15 protein-coding genes are annotated in these 15,838 nt (G+C 73.2%); all 15 read right to left on the bottom strand.

Translation table 11 applies throughout. From position 1 onward, the window contains the following. Positions 1-57 precede the first annotated feature (57 nt). The 15 genes from V1258_RS03870 to pyrR all read right to left on the bottom strand — a co-directional run bounded on the left by V1258_RS03870 (position 58) and on the right by pyrR (position 15,764). Complete coding sequence (locus tag V1258_RS03870; protein WP_329748441.1) at positions 58-777, bottom strand: Trp biosynthesis-associated membrane protein; 720 nt, start codon at positions 775-777, stop codon at positions 58-60. Next, positions 774-2,396, bottom strand: coding sequence for an anthranilate synthase component I (locus tag V1258_RS03875; protein ID WP_329748442.1), 1,623 nt, complete (start codon positions 2,394-2,396; stop codon positions 774-776). The genes V1258_RS03870 and V1258_RS03875 overlap by 4 nt, the downstream gene beginning before the upstream one ends. Then, positions 2,393-2,773 (bottom strand): phosphoribosyl-AMP cyclohydrolase, encoded by a 381-nt coding sequence (hisI, locus tag V1258_RS03880; protein WP_329748443.1) that lies wholly within the window; start codon positions 2,771-2,773, stop codon positions 2,393-2,395. Before hisI ends, V1258_RS03875 begins: the two co-directional genes overlap by 4 nt. Beyond that, positions 2,770-3,981 carry a methionine adenosyltransferase gene (gene metK, locus V1258_RS03885; RefSeq protein WP_329748444.1) on the bottom strand — a complete coding sequence of 404 codons (1,212 nt, stop codon included), beginning with the start codon at positions 3,979-3,981 and terminating at the stop codon, positions 2,770-2,772. Before metK ends, hisI begins: the two co-directional genes overlap by 4 nt. Then, positions 3,978-5,252: a bifunctional phosphopantothenoylcysteine decarboxylase/phosphopantothenate--cysteine ligase CoaBC gene (gene coaBC, locus V1258_RS03890; RefSeq protein ID WP_329748445.1), complete on the bottom strand. Its 1,275-nt coding sequence runs from the start codon at positions 5,250-5,252 to the stop codon at positions 3,978-3,980. Before coaBC ends, metK begins: the two co-directional genes overlap by 4 nt. A gap of 25 nt (positions 5,253-5,277) precedes the next feature. Continuing rightward, on the bottom strand, positions 5,278-5,640 hold the full coding sequence (gene rpoZ / locus V1258_RS03895; RefSeq protein WP_329746809.1) for a DNA-directed RNA polymerase subunit omega: 363 nt from the start codon (positions 5,638-5,640) through the stop codon (positions 5,278-5,280). Positions 5,641-5,811: 171 nt separating this feature from the next. Then, the gene (gmk, locus tag V1258_RS03900) at positions 5,812-6,402 is read right to left on the bottom strand and encodes a guanylate kinase (RefSeq protein WP_329748446.1); all 591 of its coding nucleotides are present in this window, start codon (positions 6,400-6,402) and stop codon (positions 5,812-5,814) included. Further along, the gene (mihF, locus tag V1258_RS03905) at positions 6,399-6,725 is read right to left on the bottom strand and encodes an integration host factor, actinobacterial type (RefSeq protein ID WP_329746811.1); all 327 of its coding nucleotides are present in this window, start codon (positions 6,723-6,725) and stop codon (positions 6,399-6,401) included. The genes gmk and mihF overlap by 4 nt, the downstream gene beginning before the upstream one ends. Before the next feature lie 198 nt (positions 6,726-6,923). Further along, complete coding sequence (pyrF, locus tag V1258_RS03910) at positions 6,924-7,787, bottom strand: orotidine-5'-phosphate decarboxylase (RefSeq protein ID WP_329748447.1); 864 nt, start codon at positions 7,785-7,787, stop codon at positions 6,924-6,926. Then, positions 7,784-11,134, bottom strand: coding sequence for a carbamoyl-phosphate synthase large subunit (carB, locus tag V1258_RS03915; RefSeq protein ID WP_329748448.1), 3,351 nt, complete (start codon positions 11,132-11,134; stop codon positions 7,784-7,786). Before carB ends, pyrF begins: the two co-directional genes overlap by 4 nt. Continuing rightward, positions 11,134-12,393 carry a glutamine-hydrolyzing carbamoyl-phosphate synthase small subunit gene (carA, locus tag V1258_RS03920; RefSeq protein ID WP_329748449.1) on the bottom strand — a complete coding sequence of 420 codons (1,260 nt, stop codon included), beginning with the start codon at positions 12,391-12,393 and terminating at the stop codon, positions 11,134-11,136. Before carA ends, carB begins: the two co-directional genes overlap by 1 nt. After that, positions 12,390-12,881, bottom strand: coding sequence for a PH-like domain-containing protein (locus V1258_RS03925; RefSeq protein WP_329748450.1), 492 nt, complete (start codon positions 12,879-12,881; stop codon positions 12,390-12,392). The genes carA and V1258_RS03925 overlap by 4 nt, the downstream gene beginning before the upstream one ends. Next, a complete protein-coding gene (locus V1258_RS03930; RefSeq protein WP_329748451.1) occupies positions 12,881-14,206 on the bottom strand; it encodes a dihydroorotase in 1,326 nt (441 codons plus the stop codon). Before V1258_RS03930 ends, V1258_RS03925 begins: the two co-directional genes overlap by 1 nt. Next, on the bottom strand, positions 14,203-15,159 hold the full coding sequence (locus V1258_RS03935) for an aspartate carbamoyltransferase catalytic subunit (RefSeq protein ID WP_329748452.1): 957 nt from the start codon (positions 15,157-15,159) through the stop codon (positions 14,203-14,205). Before V1258_RS03935 ends, V1258_RS03930 begins: the two co-directional genes overlap by 4 nt. Continuing rightward, complete coding sequence (gene pyrR, locus V1258_RS03940; RefSeq protein ID WP_329748453.1) at positions 15,156-15,764, bottom strand: bifunctional pyr operon transcriptional regulator/uracil phosphoribosyltransferase PyrR; 609 nt, start codon at positions 15,762-15,764, stop codon at positions 15,156-15,158. Before pyrR ends, V1258_RS03935 begins: the two co-directional genes overlap by 4 nt. Positions 15,765-15,838: the final 74 nt, after the last annotated feature.

Consider the following 15,838-nt stretch of genomic DNA (forward strand, 5'->3'; position numbering starts at 1 on the left):
CGGTGGCCTGATCGGCACTCATTGTGCCACGAGCAGGGTCTCCACCCGGCGAGGCGCTCAGTCCCCGGAGCCGGTCCGGTCGGCGGCCTCGGCGGACTCCGATGCCTCCGCAGCCTCGGCGGGCTCCGTCTGCTCGGTCGGGTCCTCGCCGCGGGTCAGCGCGTCCCAGGCGGCGGCCGGATCCGCCTGCGGATCGACGTCGACGGCCACGGCGGCCGCCGCGCTGCGATACCGGCTGCGCCGCGGCCAGCGCCCGCCCACGAGCACCGTGGCGGCGCCGACGAGGACCAGCAGCAGGGCCGGGACGACGGTGAGCCACGGCCACAGGGTGGCCTCGGCCTCGATCGCGCCGCCCACCACCCCGGTGGCCTCGGCGACCGTGCCGCTCGCGGCGGAGACCGGATCGCGGAGCGGGCCGAACGCCGCCGCGCCCGCCGCGACGCCGGCGACCATCAGCACCGGACCGGTGACGAAGCGCACCCAGCTCGAGGACAGGGAGGTCGCGAGCGAGGCCGCGAGGGCGACGACCGCGAGCGCGACCACGGCGGGCGCGGCGTCGGAGCCGCCGACCTCGAGGGCCTGGGCGGTCCCCGTGAGGTTCGCGGCGAGGGCGTCCACCCACGTCAGGCGGGTCACGCCGAGCAGCAGGCCGGAGGCGGCCACCCCGAGCAGCACCGCGGTACGGCGCGTCGGGCGGGCGGCGGCCGCCGCGCCCTCCGACTGCTCGTCCGCGCCCGGCTGGTCCACGGCGGGGTCGTCGCCCGTCCGCTCGCTCATGCGCCGCGCAGGGTGTCGGCCGAGGCGACGGCGCGCAGGGCAGCGGCCGCCTTGGACTGGGTCTCGCGATGCTCCATCGTGGGCTGCGAGTCCGCGACCACTCCCCCGCCCGCCTGCACATGGGCGTCGCCGTCGACCAGCACCGCGGTGCGGATAGCGATGGCCATGTCCATGTCGCCGGCGAAGTCGATGTAGCCGACCGTCCCGCCGTAGACGCCGCGGCGCACCGGCTCGAGGCGGTCGATGATCCGCATCGCGGACGGCTTCGGAGCCCCCGAGAGGGTCCCCGCGGGGAAGGTCGCCCGCAGCGCGTCGTAGGCGAGGGCCTCCTCGCGGATCCTCCCGGTCACGGTCGAGACGATGTGCTGGATGTGCGAGAAGCGCTCGATGTGCATGAAGTCGCGCACCACGACGGTCCCCGGATCGCAGAACTTCTGCAGGTCGTTGCGGGCGAGGTCGACGAGCATGAGGTGCTCGGAGCGCTCCTTCGGATCGCCGAGGAGCTCCTCGGCGAGGCGCTCGTCCTCCTCAGGGGTCGCGCCGCGCGGCCGCGAGCCGGCGATCGGGTGGGTCGTCGCCGTGCGACCGCGCACGGTCACGAGCGACTCGGGGCTCGCGCCGACCACGTCGATCGCGCGACCCTCGGCGTCGGTGGTGCGCAGCAGGTACATGTAGGGGCTCGGGTTCATCCGTCGCAGCACCCGGTACACGTCGAGCGGATCCGCCGCCGTGGGCAGGGAGAACCGCTGCGAGGGGACGACCTGGAAGATCTCGCCGTCGACGATGTCGGCGACGGCCTCGCGCACCGCGGCCTCGTACTCGAGCTGGGCGGTGCGGGCCTTCGGCTCGGCGTCCCGCACCGTCTCGTACACCATGGCGCTCGTGGTGAGCGGGCGGCGCAGGGCCTCCCGCATCGTCTCCAGACGCGCGAGGGCGTCGTCATAGGCGGCGTCGACGCCCTCGTCGGTCGCGTTCAGGTTCAGGGCGTTCGCCACCAGCACCACCGTCGCGTCGTGCGCATCGTGCACGGCGACGTCCTGGGCGAGGAGCATGGAGAGGTCGGGGATGTCGATCTCATCCGGCGGGGCATCCGGGAGCTTCTCCCAGTGGCGGACCGCGTCGTAGGCGACGAAGCCCACCATCCCTCCGGAGAAGGGCGGGAGATGGGACTGCCGGGCGGCGCGGAAGGCCTCGGTGACCGCGCGGAGCGCCTCGACGGGGCTGCCGTCGACGGGCACCCCGGCAGGCACGTCACCGATCCAGTGGGCGCGACCTTCCCGTTCGGTGAGCACGGCCCGCGCCCGCGTGCCGATGATCGAGTAGCGGCTGTCGCCGCCCTCGCCGGCCGACTCGAGGAGGAAGGTGCCGCGGCCGTCCCCGGCGTCGGTGAGCCGACGGTAGAGGGAGACGGGGGTGTCCTCGTCCACGAGCAGGCGCACGCTCACGGGCACGACGCGCTGCCGGGAGGCGAGGGCGCGGAAGGTCTCGCGGTCGGGGACCACGCGACCCAGGGCGTCCCCCTCGAGCCCTCCGACGAGCTCGGGATAGGCGGTGATCCCCGCATCGGCCCCGGTCACCCCGGGGGTCCCGGAATCGGGCCCGCTGAACGGCGCGCTCATGCGGTGCGCTCCGCGGCGTCGAGCACGACGGCTCCGAGGTCCGTGCCGTCGAAGCACGTGGTGGTGCCGCGATGGCAGGCCGCACCGACCTGGTCCACCCGCACCAGGAGGGTGTCGCCGTCGCAGTCCAGGGCGACCGATCGCACCCACTGGACGTGGCCGCTGGTGTCGCCCTTGCGCCAGTACTCGCCCCGGGAGCGGGACCAGTAGGTGGCGCGGCCGGTGGTCAGGGTGCGGTGCAGCGCCTCGTCGTCCATCCAGCCGACCATGAGCACCTGCTCGGTCGACGCGTCCTGGACGACGGCGGTGATCAGGCCGGCATCATCGCGCTTGAGGCGCGCGGCGAGCTCGGCGGGCAGCGGGGAGGGGACGTTCACAGGGCGCGCTCCAGCTCCTCGGCGCGATCCGTGCGCTCCCAGGTGAACTCGGGCAGCTCCCGGCCGAAGTGGCCGTGCACCGAGGTCAGGGAGTAGATCGGACGCAGCAGGTCGAGCTCGTGGATGAGCGCCGCGGGGCGGAGGTCGAACACCTTCCGCACGGCGGCGGCGATCTGGTGAGCGGGGGCCTTCCCGGTGCCGAAGGTCTCGACGTACAGACCGACCGGCTCCGCCACGCCGATGGCGTAGGCGACCTGCACCTCGCAGCGGTCGGCGAGACCCGCCGCGACGATGGTCTTCGCGACCCAGCGCATCGCATAGGCGCCGGAGCGGTCGACCTTGCTGGGATCCTTGCCGGAGAAGGCGCCGCCGCCGTGGCGGGCCATGCCGCCGTAGGTGTCGACGATGATCTTGCGGCCGGTGAGGCCGGCATCGCCCTTGGGGCCGCCGAGCACGAAGCGGCCCGAGGGGTTGATGTGCTTGACCACGCCCGAGATGTCCAGGCCCTGGGCGGCGAGGTCCTCGAGGACCGGGGCGATGACCACGCGGTCGATGGCGGGGGCGAGCTGCGAGGCGAGGTCGACGTCGGCGCTGTGCTGCGTCGAGACGACGACCGCCTCGACGGACCGGGCGACGCCCGACTCGTCGTAGCCGATGGAGACCTGGGTCTTGCCGTCCGGTCGCAGGTACGGCAGCACGCCGTCGCGACGGGCGCGGGAGAGGTTCTGGGTGAGGCGGTGCGCGCTGTGGATCGGCAGCGGCATCAGCTCGGCGGTGTCCCGGCACGCGTAGCCGAACATCAGGCCCTGGTCGCCCGCGCCGAGGCGGGCGAAGTCCTCGAGGTCGCCGGTGCCGGAGCGGGACTCGAAGGAGTCGTCGACCCCCGCGGCGATGTCCGGGGACTGCGCCCCGATCGAGACCTCGACCCCGCAGGAGTCGGCGTCGAAGCCCTTCTCCGAGGAGTCGTAGCCGATCTCGCGGATCACATCGCGCACGATCGTGGAGACGTCGCTGTAGCCGCTCGTGCGGACCTCACCCGCAACGTGCACCAGTCCGGTGGTGACCATCGTCTCGACGGCGACCCGGGCCCCGGGATCCTGGGCGAGGAGGTCGTCGAGGATGGCGTCTGAGATCTGGTCGCAGATCTTGTCGGGATGCCCCTCGGTGACCGATTCGGACGTGAAGGTGCGCAGCTCGCTCGAGGTCATGGTGTCGAGGATACGTCGGCGAGCAGACCGACGAGCTCATCGAGCACGGCGTGGGCGACCGCGGTCTTCGAGCCGGCGGCCGCGCCGCGGTCGGCGCCCTCCGCGTCCAGGATCCGCACCGCGTTCTCGTCCGCGCCGAAGACGCCCGTGGTGATGTCGTTGAAGACCAGCAGGTCGGCGCCCTTGCGGCGCGCCTTCGCGCGGGCGAGCTCGAGGGCGCTCGCCCCTCCCCCGCCGGTCTCGGCGGCGAAGCCCACGATCACCGGCCGCTGCGCGTCTCCGCGGTCCAGCACGCTGCTGCGCAGCACGTCCTCGGTGCGGCGCAGGGAGATCACGGGCACCGAGTCCGTGGAGGACTCGTCCTTCTTGATCTTGTGGTCCGCCGGCTCCGCGGCGGTGAAGTCGGCGACGGCGGCCGCCATCACGAGCGCGTCGACGGAGCCGCGGTGAGCGGCGATCGTCGCGGCGAGCTCAGCGGCGTCGCCCACGTCCGTCCGCACGGCGCCCGGCGGTGTCTCGAGCCCGACGTTCGCGGCGGCGAGGTGCACCCGGGCACCGCGCACGAGCGCGGCGTGGGCGAGGGCCCAGCCCTGCTTCCCCGAGGAGTGGTTGGCGAGATAACGCACCGGGTCGAGCCTCTCGCGGGTCCCGCCCGCGCTGATCAGCAGCTCGCGGCCGACGAGGTCGCGGCGGACGGCGCCGTCGGCCGTGCGGGGCGCGGCGATCGCCGCGCGGGCCGCCTCGAGGATCGCCTCCGGCTCGGGGAGGCGGCCCGGGCCCGAGTCCGGCCCGGTGAGCCGGCCGACGGCGGGCTCGAGGACGACCAGGCCCCGTTCGCGCAGCACCGCGACGTTCTCGCGGGTGCTGGGGTGCTCCCACATCTCAGTGTGCATCGCCGGGGCGACCACGACCGGGGCGCGGGTGACGAGCAGCGAGGCGGTCAGCAGGTCATCGGCGCGGCCGATCCGCATCCGGGCGAGGAGGTCGGCCGTCGCGGGGGCGATCACCACCAGATCGGCCTGCTGGCCGTGGCGGACGTGCGCCACCTCGTCGACGTCCTCGAAGACCGAGGTGAGCACCGGGTGATGGCTCAGCGCCTCCCAGGTAGCCGCCCCGACGAAGGCGAGGGACGCCTCCGTGGGGACGACGCGCACCGAGGCCCCGGACGCGACGAGACCGCGCACCAGGTGCGCGGTCTTGTACGCGGCGATGCCGCCTCCGACCCCCACCAGGACGCGCGCTCCCTCGAGGGTGCGCAGCTCGCTGCTCATCGGTGCTCCCGGCGGGGTGGACGGATCAGAAGGTGAAATCCGACGGGGGGATCTCGGGGGCGTCGTCGCCGAGCAGCAGCGGCGCGGGCGCGTTGGGATCGGGCTCGTTCTGCGCCGCGTACTCCTCCTCGTCGATCTCGCGGACCGTCAGGAGGCCCTCGTCGATCTCGCGGAGCGCGATCGAGAGCGGCTTCTCCTGGTTGTCGACATCCACCAGGGGGCCGACGAACTCGAGCAGGCCCTCGGAGAGCTGCGAGTAGTAGGCGTTGATCTGGCGGGCGCGCTGGGAGGCGTACAGCACCAGGGCGTACTTCGAGTCGACGGTCTCCAGGAGACGGTCGATCGGCGGGTTCGTGATGCCCTCGGGCTGGGCGACGGTTCCGGCCACGGAAGTCCCTTCATCGAAAGTGTGCGTGCGACTGACCAGGATACGCCCTGGACCCCCCGGGGCGCGAGGGCGCCCGGGGACCGGCCGCGTGAGACGGCGCACGCCGGGGCGGGTGCGGAGATCCTGCGGGAACGGCGCGAAGGCGGAGAACCCGCGGGGTCGCCCCCGCGCTCAGCGGCGGACGCCGAGCAGCGCGGCGAGCTCGTCGGCCGCGCGGTCCACCTCGTCGTTGACGATGGTGACGTCGAACTCGCTCTCCGCGGCGAGCTCGACCTTCGCGGTCTCGAGGCGCCGGGTGCGCTCCTCCTCGTCCTCCGTGCCGCGCCCCACGAGACGCTGCACGAGCGTGTCCCAGTCGGGCGGCGCGAGGAAGACGAAGTGCGCCTCGGGGAGGGTCTCGCGGATCTGCCGGGCACCGGCGAGGTCGATCTCGAGGAGCACCGGGCGCCCCGCGGCGACCATCTCCTCGACCGGCCCGCGCGGGGTCCCGTACTTGTTCCTGCCATGGACCACGGCCCACTCGAGCATCTGCCCGTCCTCGATCAGGCGCGAGAACTCCTCCTCGCTGACGAAGCGGTAGTGGACGCCGTCGACCTCCCCCGGGCGCGGGGCGCGGGTGGTCGCCGAGACGGAGAGCCAGATCTCGGGGTAGCGGGCGCGGATCGCGGCCGAGACCGTTCCCTTGCCCACCGCGGTGGGGCCGGCGAGGACCGTCACCGGAGCCGGTGCCGACGCGGCACCGGCCCCGTGGGAGGTCGTCACTCGGAGAAGTGCGCGACGAGCTTCTCCGCCTGATGGGAGCCGAGGCCCCGGATCTTGCGGGAGGGGGAGATGCCGATCTCCTCCATGATCTGCTGCGCCTTGACCTTACCGACGCCCGGAAGGGCCTCCAGGAGCGCGGAGACGCGCAGGCGGCCGACGATCTCGTTGGTCTCGGCCTCGGCCAGGACCTTCGTGATCTCCTCGCCGCGACGGCCGGCGCTGTCCTTGAGACGGGCCTTGATCGCGGCGCGCTCGCGGCGGGCCTCGGCGGCCTTCTTCAGGGCATCGGCCCGCTGCTCAGGAGTGAGGGGAGGGAGAGCCACTGTTCTTACCTCTTGTTCTGTCGCTGGTGAGGAGCGGGATCCGAGAGGAGCCCGCACGTGGGAAGACTGTAACCCCTCGGACGTGGCGAGGCACACTCATCGGCGAAGGTGTCGCAGATCAGAGGCTTGCGGCCCCGCCTCCGCCCGCTCCTGCCCCGGTCCGGGGAGAGGCGGCGGGAGGCGGGTGCGCCGCCGGGCTCAGGAGTACTCGGCGCGCAGCTCGGTAAGACGCTGCTCGAGCGAGGCTGGGTCGGGGCCCGCGGAGAGCAGCCCGCGGGACACCGAGACCAGCACCTGACCTGCGGATTCACCGAAGACCTCGGCGAGCTCCGCGGGTCCGGCCCCCTGTGCTCCGAAGCCGGGGGCGAGCAACGGGACGTGCGGCGCGGCCGCGTCGATCCCGAGCCGCCGATAGGCGTCGCCCACCGTCGCCCCGACGACGAGGCCGACAGAGCCCCAGGTCGAGTCGTCGCCGCCTCCGCGCGCCTCGGCGTGTCGCGCCATGGTCAGCGCCACCGGCGTGCCCTGCTGGTCCACCGCGTGTTGGACCTGCGGGCCGCTCGGATTGGAGGTCAGCGAGAGGACGAAGACGCCCTTGCCGTGCTCGAGGGCGAGGTCCACGGCGGGGTCGAGGGACTCCGCCCCAAGATACGGGCTCGCGGTGATCGCATCGGCCTCGAGCGGCGCGCCGGGCCGGAGGAACGCCTCGGCGTAGGCGTCCATGGTCGAGCCGATGTCGCCGCGCTTGGCGTCGAGGATAGTCAGCAGACCCTGCTCGCGAGCCCCGGCGAGGAGCTCTTCGAGGGCCGCGATCCCGGCCGAGCCGTGACGCTCGTAGAAGGCCGACTGGGGCTTGATCGCCGCGACCCGTCCCGCGGTCGCGGCGAGCACCGCGCGGGAGAACTCCCGCACACCGTCGGCCGAATCGGGCAGGCCCCAGGCCGCGAGCAGCGCGGCGTGCGGGTCGACGCCGGCCAGGAGCGGCCCGTGCTCGGCCACGGCCCGCTGCAGGCGGGCACCGAAGGACTCCCCCGTCGGCATCCCGGCGGTGCGCTCGCTCATGCGGTCACCGCCGCGGCGCGCGCCTCGACAAGCCGACGGGTGTGCTCCTGCAGGCTGCCGACGCTGAACGGCTCCTCCGGGCGGGCCTCGATCGCCTGGACGGCTGCCTGGAACTCCTGGAGGGTCGTCACCAGCGGGACGTCCATGCTGGTCGCAGCCGCGCGGATGGCGTAGCCGTCGACTCGCGCGTTGGAGCCGGAGGGCGTGTTCAGCACCAGGGCCACCTCCCCGGACTCGATCAGTTCGATCACACTCGCGTCCTCGCCGCGCTCCGAGGCCTTGCGCAGCACTCGGCAGGGGATGCCGCTGCGACGCAGCACCCGGCCGGTGCCGGCGGTGGTGAGGATCTCGAAGCCGAGGGCGGCGAGGCGGGCGGCCGGCAGGGAGAGGGCGCGCTTGTCGCGGTCAGCGACCGAGACGAAGACGGCGCCGGAGGTCGGCAGGCCGCTCCCGGAGATCGCCAGCTGCGACTTCGCGAACGCGAGGGGGAAGGTCGCGTCCAGACCCATCACCTCGCCCGTGGAGCGCATCTCGGGGCCGAGCACCGAGTCGACGGCGCGCCCCTCGCGAGTGCGGAAGCGCTTGAAGGGCATCACCGCCTCCTTCACCGCGATCGGGGCGTCGTCGGGCAGGTCGGCGCCGTCGCCCGCGGGCAGCACGCCCGCGCCGCGCAGCTCGGAGATCGTCTCCCCCGCCATCACCCGGGCCGCGGCCTGGGCGAGGCGGACGCCGGTGGCCTTCGCGACGAAGGGGACGGTGCGGGAGGCGCGCGGATTGGCCTCGAGGACGTAGAGGATGCCCTGGGAGAGGGCGTACTGCACGTTGAGCAGGCCGCGCACGCCGACGCCGGCGGCGATCGCGAGGGTCGAGGTGCGGATGCGCTCGAGCACCTCGTCGCCGAGGGACACCGGGGGCAGGGTGCAGGCCGAGTCGCCCGAGTGCACACCGGCCTCCTCGATGTGCTCCATGATCCCGGCGAGGTACAGCTCCTCGCCGTCGTAGAGGGCGTCGACGTCGATCTCGATCGCGGTGTCCAGGAAGCTGTCCAGCAGGATCGGGGCCTCCGCCCGGCCTCCCTCGGGGAGGTTCCGGCTCACGTAATCGACGAGACCGTCCTGGTCGTAGACGATCTCCATGCCGCGGCCGCCGAGCACGTAGCTGGGGCGGACCAGCACGGGGTAGCCCACCTCCTCGGCGACCTCGATCGCGTCGGCGAGGCCCCAGGCGGTTCCGTAGGGAGGGGCGGGCAGCTCGGCCTCGGCGAGGACGGCACCGAAGTGACCGCGGTCCTCGGCGAGGTCGATCGCGGCAGGGCTGGTGCCGATGATCGGCAGGCCCGCGGCCTCGAGGCGGCGGGCGAGGGCCAGCGGGGTCTGCCCGCCGAGCTGCACGATGACGCCCGCGACGGGGCCGGCTGCCTTCTCCGCCTCGTACACCTCGACGACGTCCTCGAAGGTGAGTGGCTCGAAGTAGAGGCGGTCGGCGATGTCGTAGTCGGTCGAGACCGTCTCCGGGTTGCAGTTGACCATCACGGTCTCGTAGCCGCCGCCGGGCAGGTCGCGATCGCCGAGCGCGATCGCGGCGTGCACGCACGAGTAGTCGAACTCGATGCCCTGGCCGATGCGGTTCGGGCCCGATCCCAGGATCAGCACGGCCGGACGTTCGCGCGGCTCGACCTCGGTCTCCTGATCGTAGCTCGAGTAGTGGTACGGGGTGCGGGAGGCGAACTCGGCCGCGCAGGTGTCGACGGTCTTGTAGACCGGGTTGATCCCGAGCGCCTCGCGGACCCCCTTGATGACGTCCCCGCTCTGTCCGCGCAGCTGGCCGATCTGGTCGTCGCTCAGGCCGCGGCGCTTGGCGAGGGCCAGCAGCTCCGCGTCGAGCACGGAGGAGGAGCGGATCTCGGCGGCCAGCTCGGCGACCTGGAGCATCTGGTCGAGGAACCAGCGGTCGATCGCCGTGGCCTCGACGAGGCGGTCCAGCGTCTCCTCGGGATCGAGGATCCCCTCGGCCGCGGACCACAGCACCCGGGCGATCGCCACGAGGCGGCCGTCGGTCGGGGTGCGGGAGGCGTCGATCAGCTCGGCGACCTCGGCGGGGGCGGGCGGCTCCCCGACGTAGGAGGGCACCGCGGTCTTCACGTCGAGGGAGCGCTGGGCCTTGCCGAGCGCCTCGGTGAAGCTGCGTCCCATGGCCATCGCCTCGCCCACCGACTTCATGGTGGTGGTGAGGGTCGGATCGGCGGCCGGGAACTTCTCGAAGGCGAAGCGCGGCACCTTGACGACCACGTAGTCCAGCGCGGGTTCGAAACTCGCGGGGGTGGTGCCGGTGATGTCGTTGCGGATCTCGTCGAGGGTGTAGCCGATCGCGAGGCGCGCGGCGATCTTCGCGATCGGGAACCCGGTCGCCTTCGAGGCGAGCGCCGAGGAGCGGGACACGCGCGGGTTCATCTCGATGACCACGACGCGCCCGGTCTCGGGATGGGTCGCGAACTGGACGTTGCAGCCTCCCGTGTCGACACCGACCTCGCGGATGATGCCGATCCCGAGGTCGCGCAGGTGCTGCAGCTCCACGTCGGTGAGGGTCAGGGCGGGGGCCACCGTCACCGAGTCGCCGGTGTGCACGCCGACGGGGTCGACGTTCTCGATCGAGCAGACCACCACGCAGTTGTCGTTGCGGTCGCGCATCAGCTCGAGCTCGAACTCCTTCCACCCGAGGATCGACTCCTCCAGGAGCACCTCGGTGGTCGGCGAGTAGTGCAGCCCGTCGCCGCCGATCCGGCGCAGGTCCGCTTCGTCGTAGGCCATGCCGGAGCCGAGCCCGCCCATGGTGAAGCTGGGGCGCACCACCATCGGGTAGCCGAGCTCCTCGGCGGCCTCGAGCAGCTCGTCCATGGTGTGGCAGATCCGCGAGCGCGCGGACTCGCCGCCCACCCGCTCGACGACCTCCTTGAACTTCTGGCGGTCCTCGGCCTTCTGGATCGCGTCGAGGCTCGCGCCGATCATCTCGACGCCGAACTCCTCGAGGGTGCCGTTCTCGGCCAGCGCGATCGCGGCGTTGAGAGCGGTCTGGCCGCCGAGCGTCGGCAGGATCGCATCGGGACGCTCCGCGGCGATGATCGAGCGGATGATGTCCGGGGAGATCGGCTCGATGTAGGTGGCGTCGGCGACCTCGGGGTCGGTCATGATCGTGGCCGGGTTCGAGTTGACGAGGATGACGCGCAGGCCCTCCTCGCGCAGCACGCGGCAGGCCTGGGTGCCGGAGTAGTCGAACTCCGCGGCCTGGCCGATGACGATCGGACCGGAGCCGATGACGAGGACGGACTGGATGTCTGTGCGGCGGGGCATCAGGACTCCTTCTGCGAGGTCTGGCCATCCGCGACCGACGCGGACGAGGCGGCGGGGGCGGAGGTCGGGGCGGCGGCGCGCCGTTCGCGGACGAGGTCGGCGAGGCGGTCGAAGAGGTACGAGGCGTCGTGCGGGCCGCCGGCCGCCTCGGGGTGGTACTGGACCGAGAAGACGGGGCGGTCGAGGCAGCGCAGCCCCTCGACGACGTCGTCGTTCAGCCCGACGTGGGAGACGACCACGCGGCCGTAGCGACCGCCGTCGTGCGGGGCGAGGTGCTCGCCCTCCAGGGGGACGTCCACGGCGAAGCCGTGGTTGTGGGCCGTGATCTCGACCGTGCCGGTCTCGCGGTCGAGCACGGGCTGGTTGATGCCGCGGTGGCCGAACTTCAGCTTGTAGGTGTCGAAGCCGAGGGCGCGGCCCAGCAGCTGGTTGCCGAAGCAGATGCCGAAGAAGGGCAGGTCCGCGTCGAGGACGCCGCGGAGCAGCTCGACCTGGGCGTCGGCCGCGGCGGGATCGCCGGGGCCGTTGGAGAAGAACACCGCATCGGGCTGGATCGCGAGCAGGTCCTCGAGGGAGGTGCTCGCGGGCAGCAGGTGCACGCGGAGGCCGCGCTGCAGCATGCTGCGCGGTGAGGCGCCCTTGATGCCGAGGTCGACGGCGGCGATGGTGCCGATCGCCTCGCCCTCGGGCTCGAGGACGATCGGCTGGGCGATCGTGACCTCGTCGACGAAGCTCGATCCGCTCATCTCGGGCTGCTGGCGCACCTGGGCGAGCAGCGCCTCCTCGCCCGCCTCGAGGGCGTCGCCGGAGAAGATGCCGCCGCGGAGGGAGCCGGTCTCCCGCAGGATGCGGGTGAGCATGCGGGTGTCGATGTCGCTGATGCCGACCACGTCGGCGCCGACCAGCAGCTCGTCGAGAGTCTGCTCGGCGCGGAAGTTGGAGGCCAGGCGGCTCGCCTCGCGCACGGCGTAGCCGCGCACCCACACGGTGCGGGACTCCATGTCCTCGGAGTTCGCGCCGGTGTTGCCGATGTGCGGGGCGGTCTGGACCACGATCTGGCCCGCGTAGGAGGGATCCGAGAGGGTCTCCTGGTAGCCGGTCATGCCGGTGGAGAAGACGACCTCGCCGAGGCGGGCGCCGCGGGCGCCGTAGGCGGAGCCGCGCAGCACGGTGCCGTCCTCGAGGATCAGCAGGGCGCGCTCGCGACGGGCGCGGCGGGTCGGGGACGCGGGGTCCCTCGGGGCGGTGGCGGTGGTCATGCGTGCTCCTTCCGGGAGAGCAGGAGGTCGTGGTCGGCGCGGCGGGCGAGCCGCAGGCCGGTGTCGAGGAGCTGGTCGCCGAGGCGCCAGCGGAGGACGAGGAGCCCGTCGCCGCCGACGAACTTGCCGGCCATGCCGGGGCTCGTGGTGATCTCGGCGAGGGCGGAGGAGGGCACGGTCAGCGGGGCGAGGCCCTGACGTCGGATGTGCCAGGTGCCCTGCTCCCCCACCTCGACCGAGGCGGTGGCGCGCTGTCCGAGCCCGTGGGCGACGATCCGCTCGAGCGGCTGCTCGGCGAGGACCGTGTCGACGTAGACGGCGTCGAAGGGTCCCGCCGCCCGCTGCTCGCCGAGGGCGGCGAGATCGCGGCTGTCGGGCGGCGGGAGATGCTGCTGCGAGCGGCGTCGTCCGCGCCAGCCGAGCACCATCAGCCCCAGGAGCAGGACGAAGACGAGGACCAGGAGCAGGACCGGGACGAGGCGATCCATCAGGCGCCCGCCAGCGCGCCGTCGCGGACGGTGATGCGTCCGGCGTGGACGGTGAGGCGGTTGCGGCCCGGCAGCTCGCGCCCCGCGACCGGGGAGTTGCGGCTGCGGGAGGCGTGCTCGGCGGGGTCGACGGGCTGCGAGGGGCGCGGGTCCCAGACGAGCACGTGCGCCGGGGAGCCAGGCTCGAGCGGTCGGCCCTGGTCCTCGTCGCGACCGATCTCGGCGGGCTTCTCGCTCATCACCCGGGCGACGTCCCGCCAGCTCAGCCGCCCCTCGTCGACCATGGTCGCCTGCACGAGGGAGAGGGCGGTCTCGAGCCCGGTCATGCCCATCGCGGCCTGGTCCCACTCGCGGTCCTTCGCGTCCCGCGGGTGCGGCGCATGGTCGGTCGCGACGATGTCGATCGTGCCGTCGGCGAGCCCCGCCCGCACCGCCTCGACGTCCGCCGCGGTGCGCAGCGGCGGGTTCACCTTGAAGACCGCGTCGAAGCCGCGCACCTCCTCGTCGGTGAGCAGCAGGTGGTGCGGGGTGACCTCGGCGGTCACCTCGATGCCGCGCTGCTTGGCCCAACGGATGATGTCGACGCTGCCCGCCGTCGACAGGTGGCACACGTGCAGGCGCGAACCGACGTGCTGGGCGAGCAGCACGTCGCGGGCGATGATCGACTCCTCGGCGACCGCCGGCCAGCCCGCGAGGCCGAGCTCCGCGGAGACGACGCCTTCGTGCATCTGGGCGCCCTCGGTGAGCCGCGGGTCCTGGGCGTGCTGGGCGATGACTCCGTCGAAGGACTTCACGTACTCGAGCGCGCGGCGCATCAGCACCGGGTCGTGCACGCACTTGCCGTCGTCGCTGAAGACCCGCACCCGGGCGCGGGAGGAGGCCATCGCGTCCAGTTCGGCGAGGCGCTCGCCCTGCAGGCCGACGGTGACGGCGCCGACGGGCCGGACGGTGCACCATCCGGCCGTCTCGCCCTGGCTCGCGACCTGCTCGACCACGCCGGCGGTGTCCGCGGTGGGGGTCGTGTTGGCCATCGCGTGCACGGCGGTGTATCCGCCGCGGGCCGCGGCGCGGGTGCCGGTCTCGACGGTCTCGGCCTCCTCACCGCCGGGCTCGCGTAGGTGGGTGTGGAGGTCGGCCAGACCGGGCAGCACGATGCAGCCGTCGGCGTCGACCACCTCGGCACCCGCGGGTGCTTCCAGGTCCGCTCCGACGGCGGTGATCTCCCCGCCCTCGAGGAGGAGGTCGGCGACGTCCTCGCCGTAGGGGCGGCCGCCCCGGATCAGCACGACGGGCACGGCAGTGGTGGTGGAGACGGCGGCGTTCATCGGGCGTCCTCCCGGGTGTCGGTGGCGAGCAGGTGGTACAGGACCGCCATCCGCACGAACACGCCCGAGGCGACCTGTTCGACGATGACGCTGCGGGGGCCGTCGGCCACGTCCCCCGCGATCTCGAAGCCGCGGTTCATCGGCCCGGGGTGGAGCACGAGGGAGTGCTCGGGCAGCGCGGCGGCGCGGGCCGTGGTGAGCCCGTAGCGGCGGGCGTACTCCCCCTCGGTGGGGAAGAAGCCGCCGCCGACCATCCGCTCCCGCTGGACGCGGAGCATCATCACGGCATCGGGCCCGGTGGCCAGCGCCGCGTCGAGGTCGTAGGTGATCTCGCAGGGCCAGGCGCCCGCGCCGACGGGGACCAGCGCGGGCGGGGCGACGAGGGTCACCCGGGCCCCGAGCAGGGTCAGCAGCAGCACGTTCGAGCGGGCCACCCGCGAGTGGAGGATGTCGCCGACGATGACCACGTGCAGGCCCGCGAGGTCCGCCCGGGGATCCCCGGGGCGGAGGTGGCGGCGCAGGGTGAAGGCGTCGAGCAGCGCCTGGGTGGGATGCTCGTGGGCGCCGTCCCCCGCGTTGACGATCGGCTGGTCGATCCAGCCGGCGTGGGCGAGCTGGTGCGCCGCGCCCGAGGAGGCGGAGCGGACCACGACGGCGTCGGCCCCCATCGCCTGGAGGGTCAGCGCGGTGTCCTTGAGCGACTCCCCCTTGGACAGGCTCGAGCCCTTGGCGGAGAAGTTGATGACGTCCGCGGAGAGCCGCTTCGCGGCCGCCTCGAAGCTGATCCGGGTGCGGGTCGAGTCCTCGAAGAAGAGGTTCACGACCGTGGTGCCCACGAGCGTGGGCAGCTTGCGGATCTGCCGGGACTGGGTCTCGGCCATGTGCTCGGCGGTGGCGAGCAGGTCGAGGGCTTCGGTGAGGTCGAGGTCCGCGATGGAGATGACGTGCCTCATGCGCGCGCCTCCCCCGGGGTCGCCGCGGGACGGACGATGTCGACCGCGTCGATCCCGTCGGTCTCGGCGAGCTGCACGTGGACCCGCTCGCTGCGCGCGGTGGGCAGGTTCTTGCCGACGTGGTCGGCGCGGATGGGGAGCTGCCGGTGGCCGCGGTCCACGAGGACGGCGAGGCGCACGGCGGCGGGCCGGCCGATGGCCCCGAGAGCGTCGAGGGCGGCGCGGACGGTGCGGCCCGAGTAGAGCACGTCGTCGACCAGGACGACGGTGCGCCCGTCGATGCCGCCCTTCGGGATCCGCGTGGGACCGGGGACCCGAGTGCGCTGGGTGCGCAGGTCATCGCGGTACATGGTGATGTCGAGGCTGCCGACGAGGTCCTCGAGGGGACGCTCCCCGCCCTCGGAGCGGGCGATGCGCTCGGCGAGCCGATGGGCGAGCGGCACGCCGCGATGCGGGATGCCGAGGAGGACGAGGTCGTCCGCGCCGTGGCCGCTCTCGAGGATCTCGTGCGCGATCCGGGTGAGGGCGCGGCGGATCTCCTCGGCGCCCAGGACGCGCGAGGCCTCCGGATCCGGAGGGGCGTCGGTGTCGTGCGGGGTGGTCATGCGTCTCCCTTCCACGCCTCACGGGACGTGTCGTTAAAGGGTGGTGATGCTCTGCCGGGCCGTCCCGGGGTGAC

The sequence above is a fragment of the Brachybacterium sp. J153 genome (assembly GCF_036311905.1).
In the GTDB taxonomy this organism is placed as follows: Bacteria; Actinomycetota; Actinomycetes; order Actinomycetales; family Dermabacteraceae; genus Brachybacterium.

Coding starts and splice junctions, on each gene's coding strand:
- V1258_RS03930 (WP_329748451.1), bottom strand. CDS start 14,206: ATGAACGCCGCCGTCTCCACCACCACTGCCGTGCCCGTCGTGCTGATC.
- V1258_RS03925 (WP_329748450.1), bottom strand. CDS start 12,881: ATGGATCGCCTCGTCCCGGTCCTGCTCCTGGTCCTCGTCTTCGTCCTG.
- V1258_RS03875 (WP_329748442.1), bottom strand. CDS start 2,396: ATGAGCGCGCCGTTCAGCGGGCCCGATTCCGGGACCCCCGGGGTGACC.
- pyrR (WP_329748453.1), bottom strand. CDS start 15,764: ATGACCACCCCGCACGACACCGACGCCCCTCCGGATCCGGAGGCCTCG.
- carB (WP_329748448.1), bottom strand. CDS start 11,134: ATGCCCCGCCGCACAGACATCCAGTCCGTCCTCGTCATCGGCTCCGGT.
- carA (WP_329748449.1), bottom strand. CDS start 12,393: ATGACCACCGCCACCGCCCCGAGGGACCCCGCGTCCCCGACCCGCCGC.
- V1258_RS03870 (WP_329748441.1), bottom strand. CDS start 777: ATGAGCGAGCGGACGGGCGACGACCCCGCCGTGGACCAGCCGGGCGCG.
- V1258_RS03935 (WP_329748452.1), bottom strand. CDS start 15,159: ATGAGGCACGTCATCTCCATCGCGGACCTCGACCTCACCGAAGCCCTC.
- pyrF (WP_329748447.1), bottom strand. CDS start 7,787: ATGAGCGAGCGCACCGCCGGGATGCCGACGGGGGAGTCCTTCGGTGCC.
- coaBC (WP_329748445.1), bottom strand. CDS start 5,252: ATGAGCAGCGAGCTGCGCACCCTCGAGGGAGCGCGCGTCCTGGTGGGG.
- metK (WP_329748444.1), bottom strand. CDS start 3,981: ATGACCTCGAGCGAGCTGCGCACCTTCACGTCCGAATCGGTCACCGAG.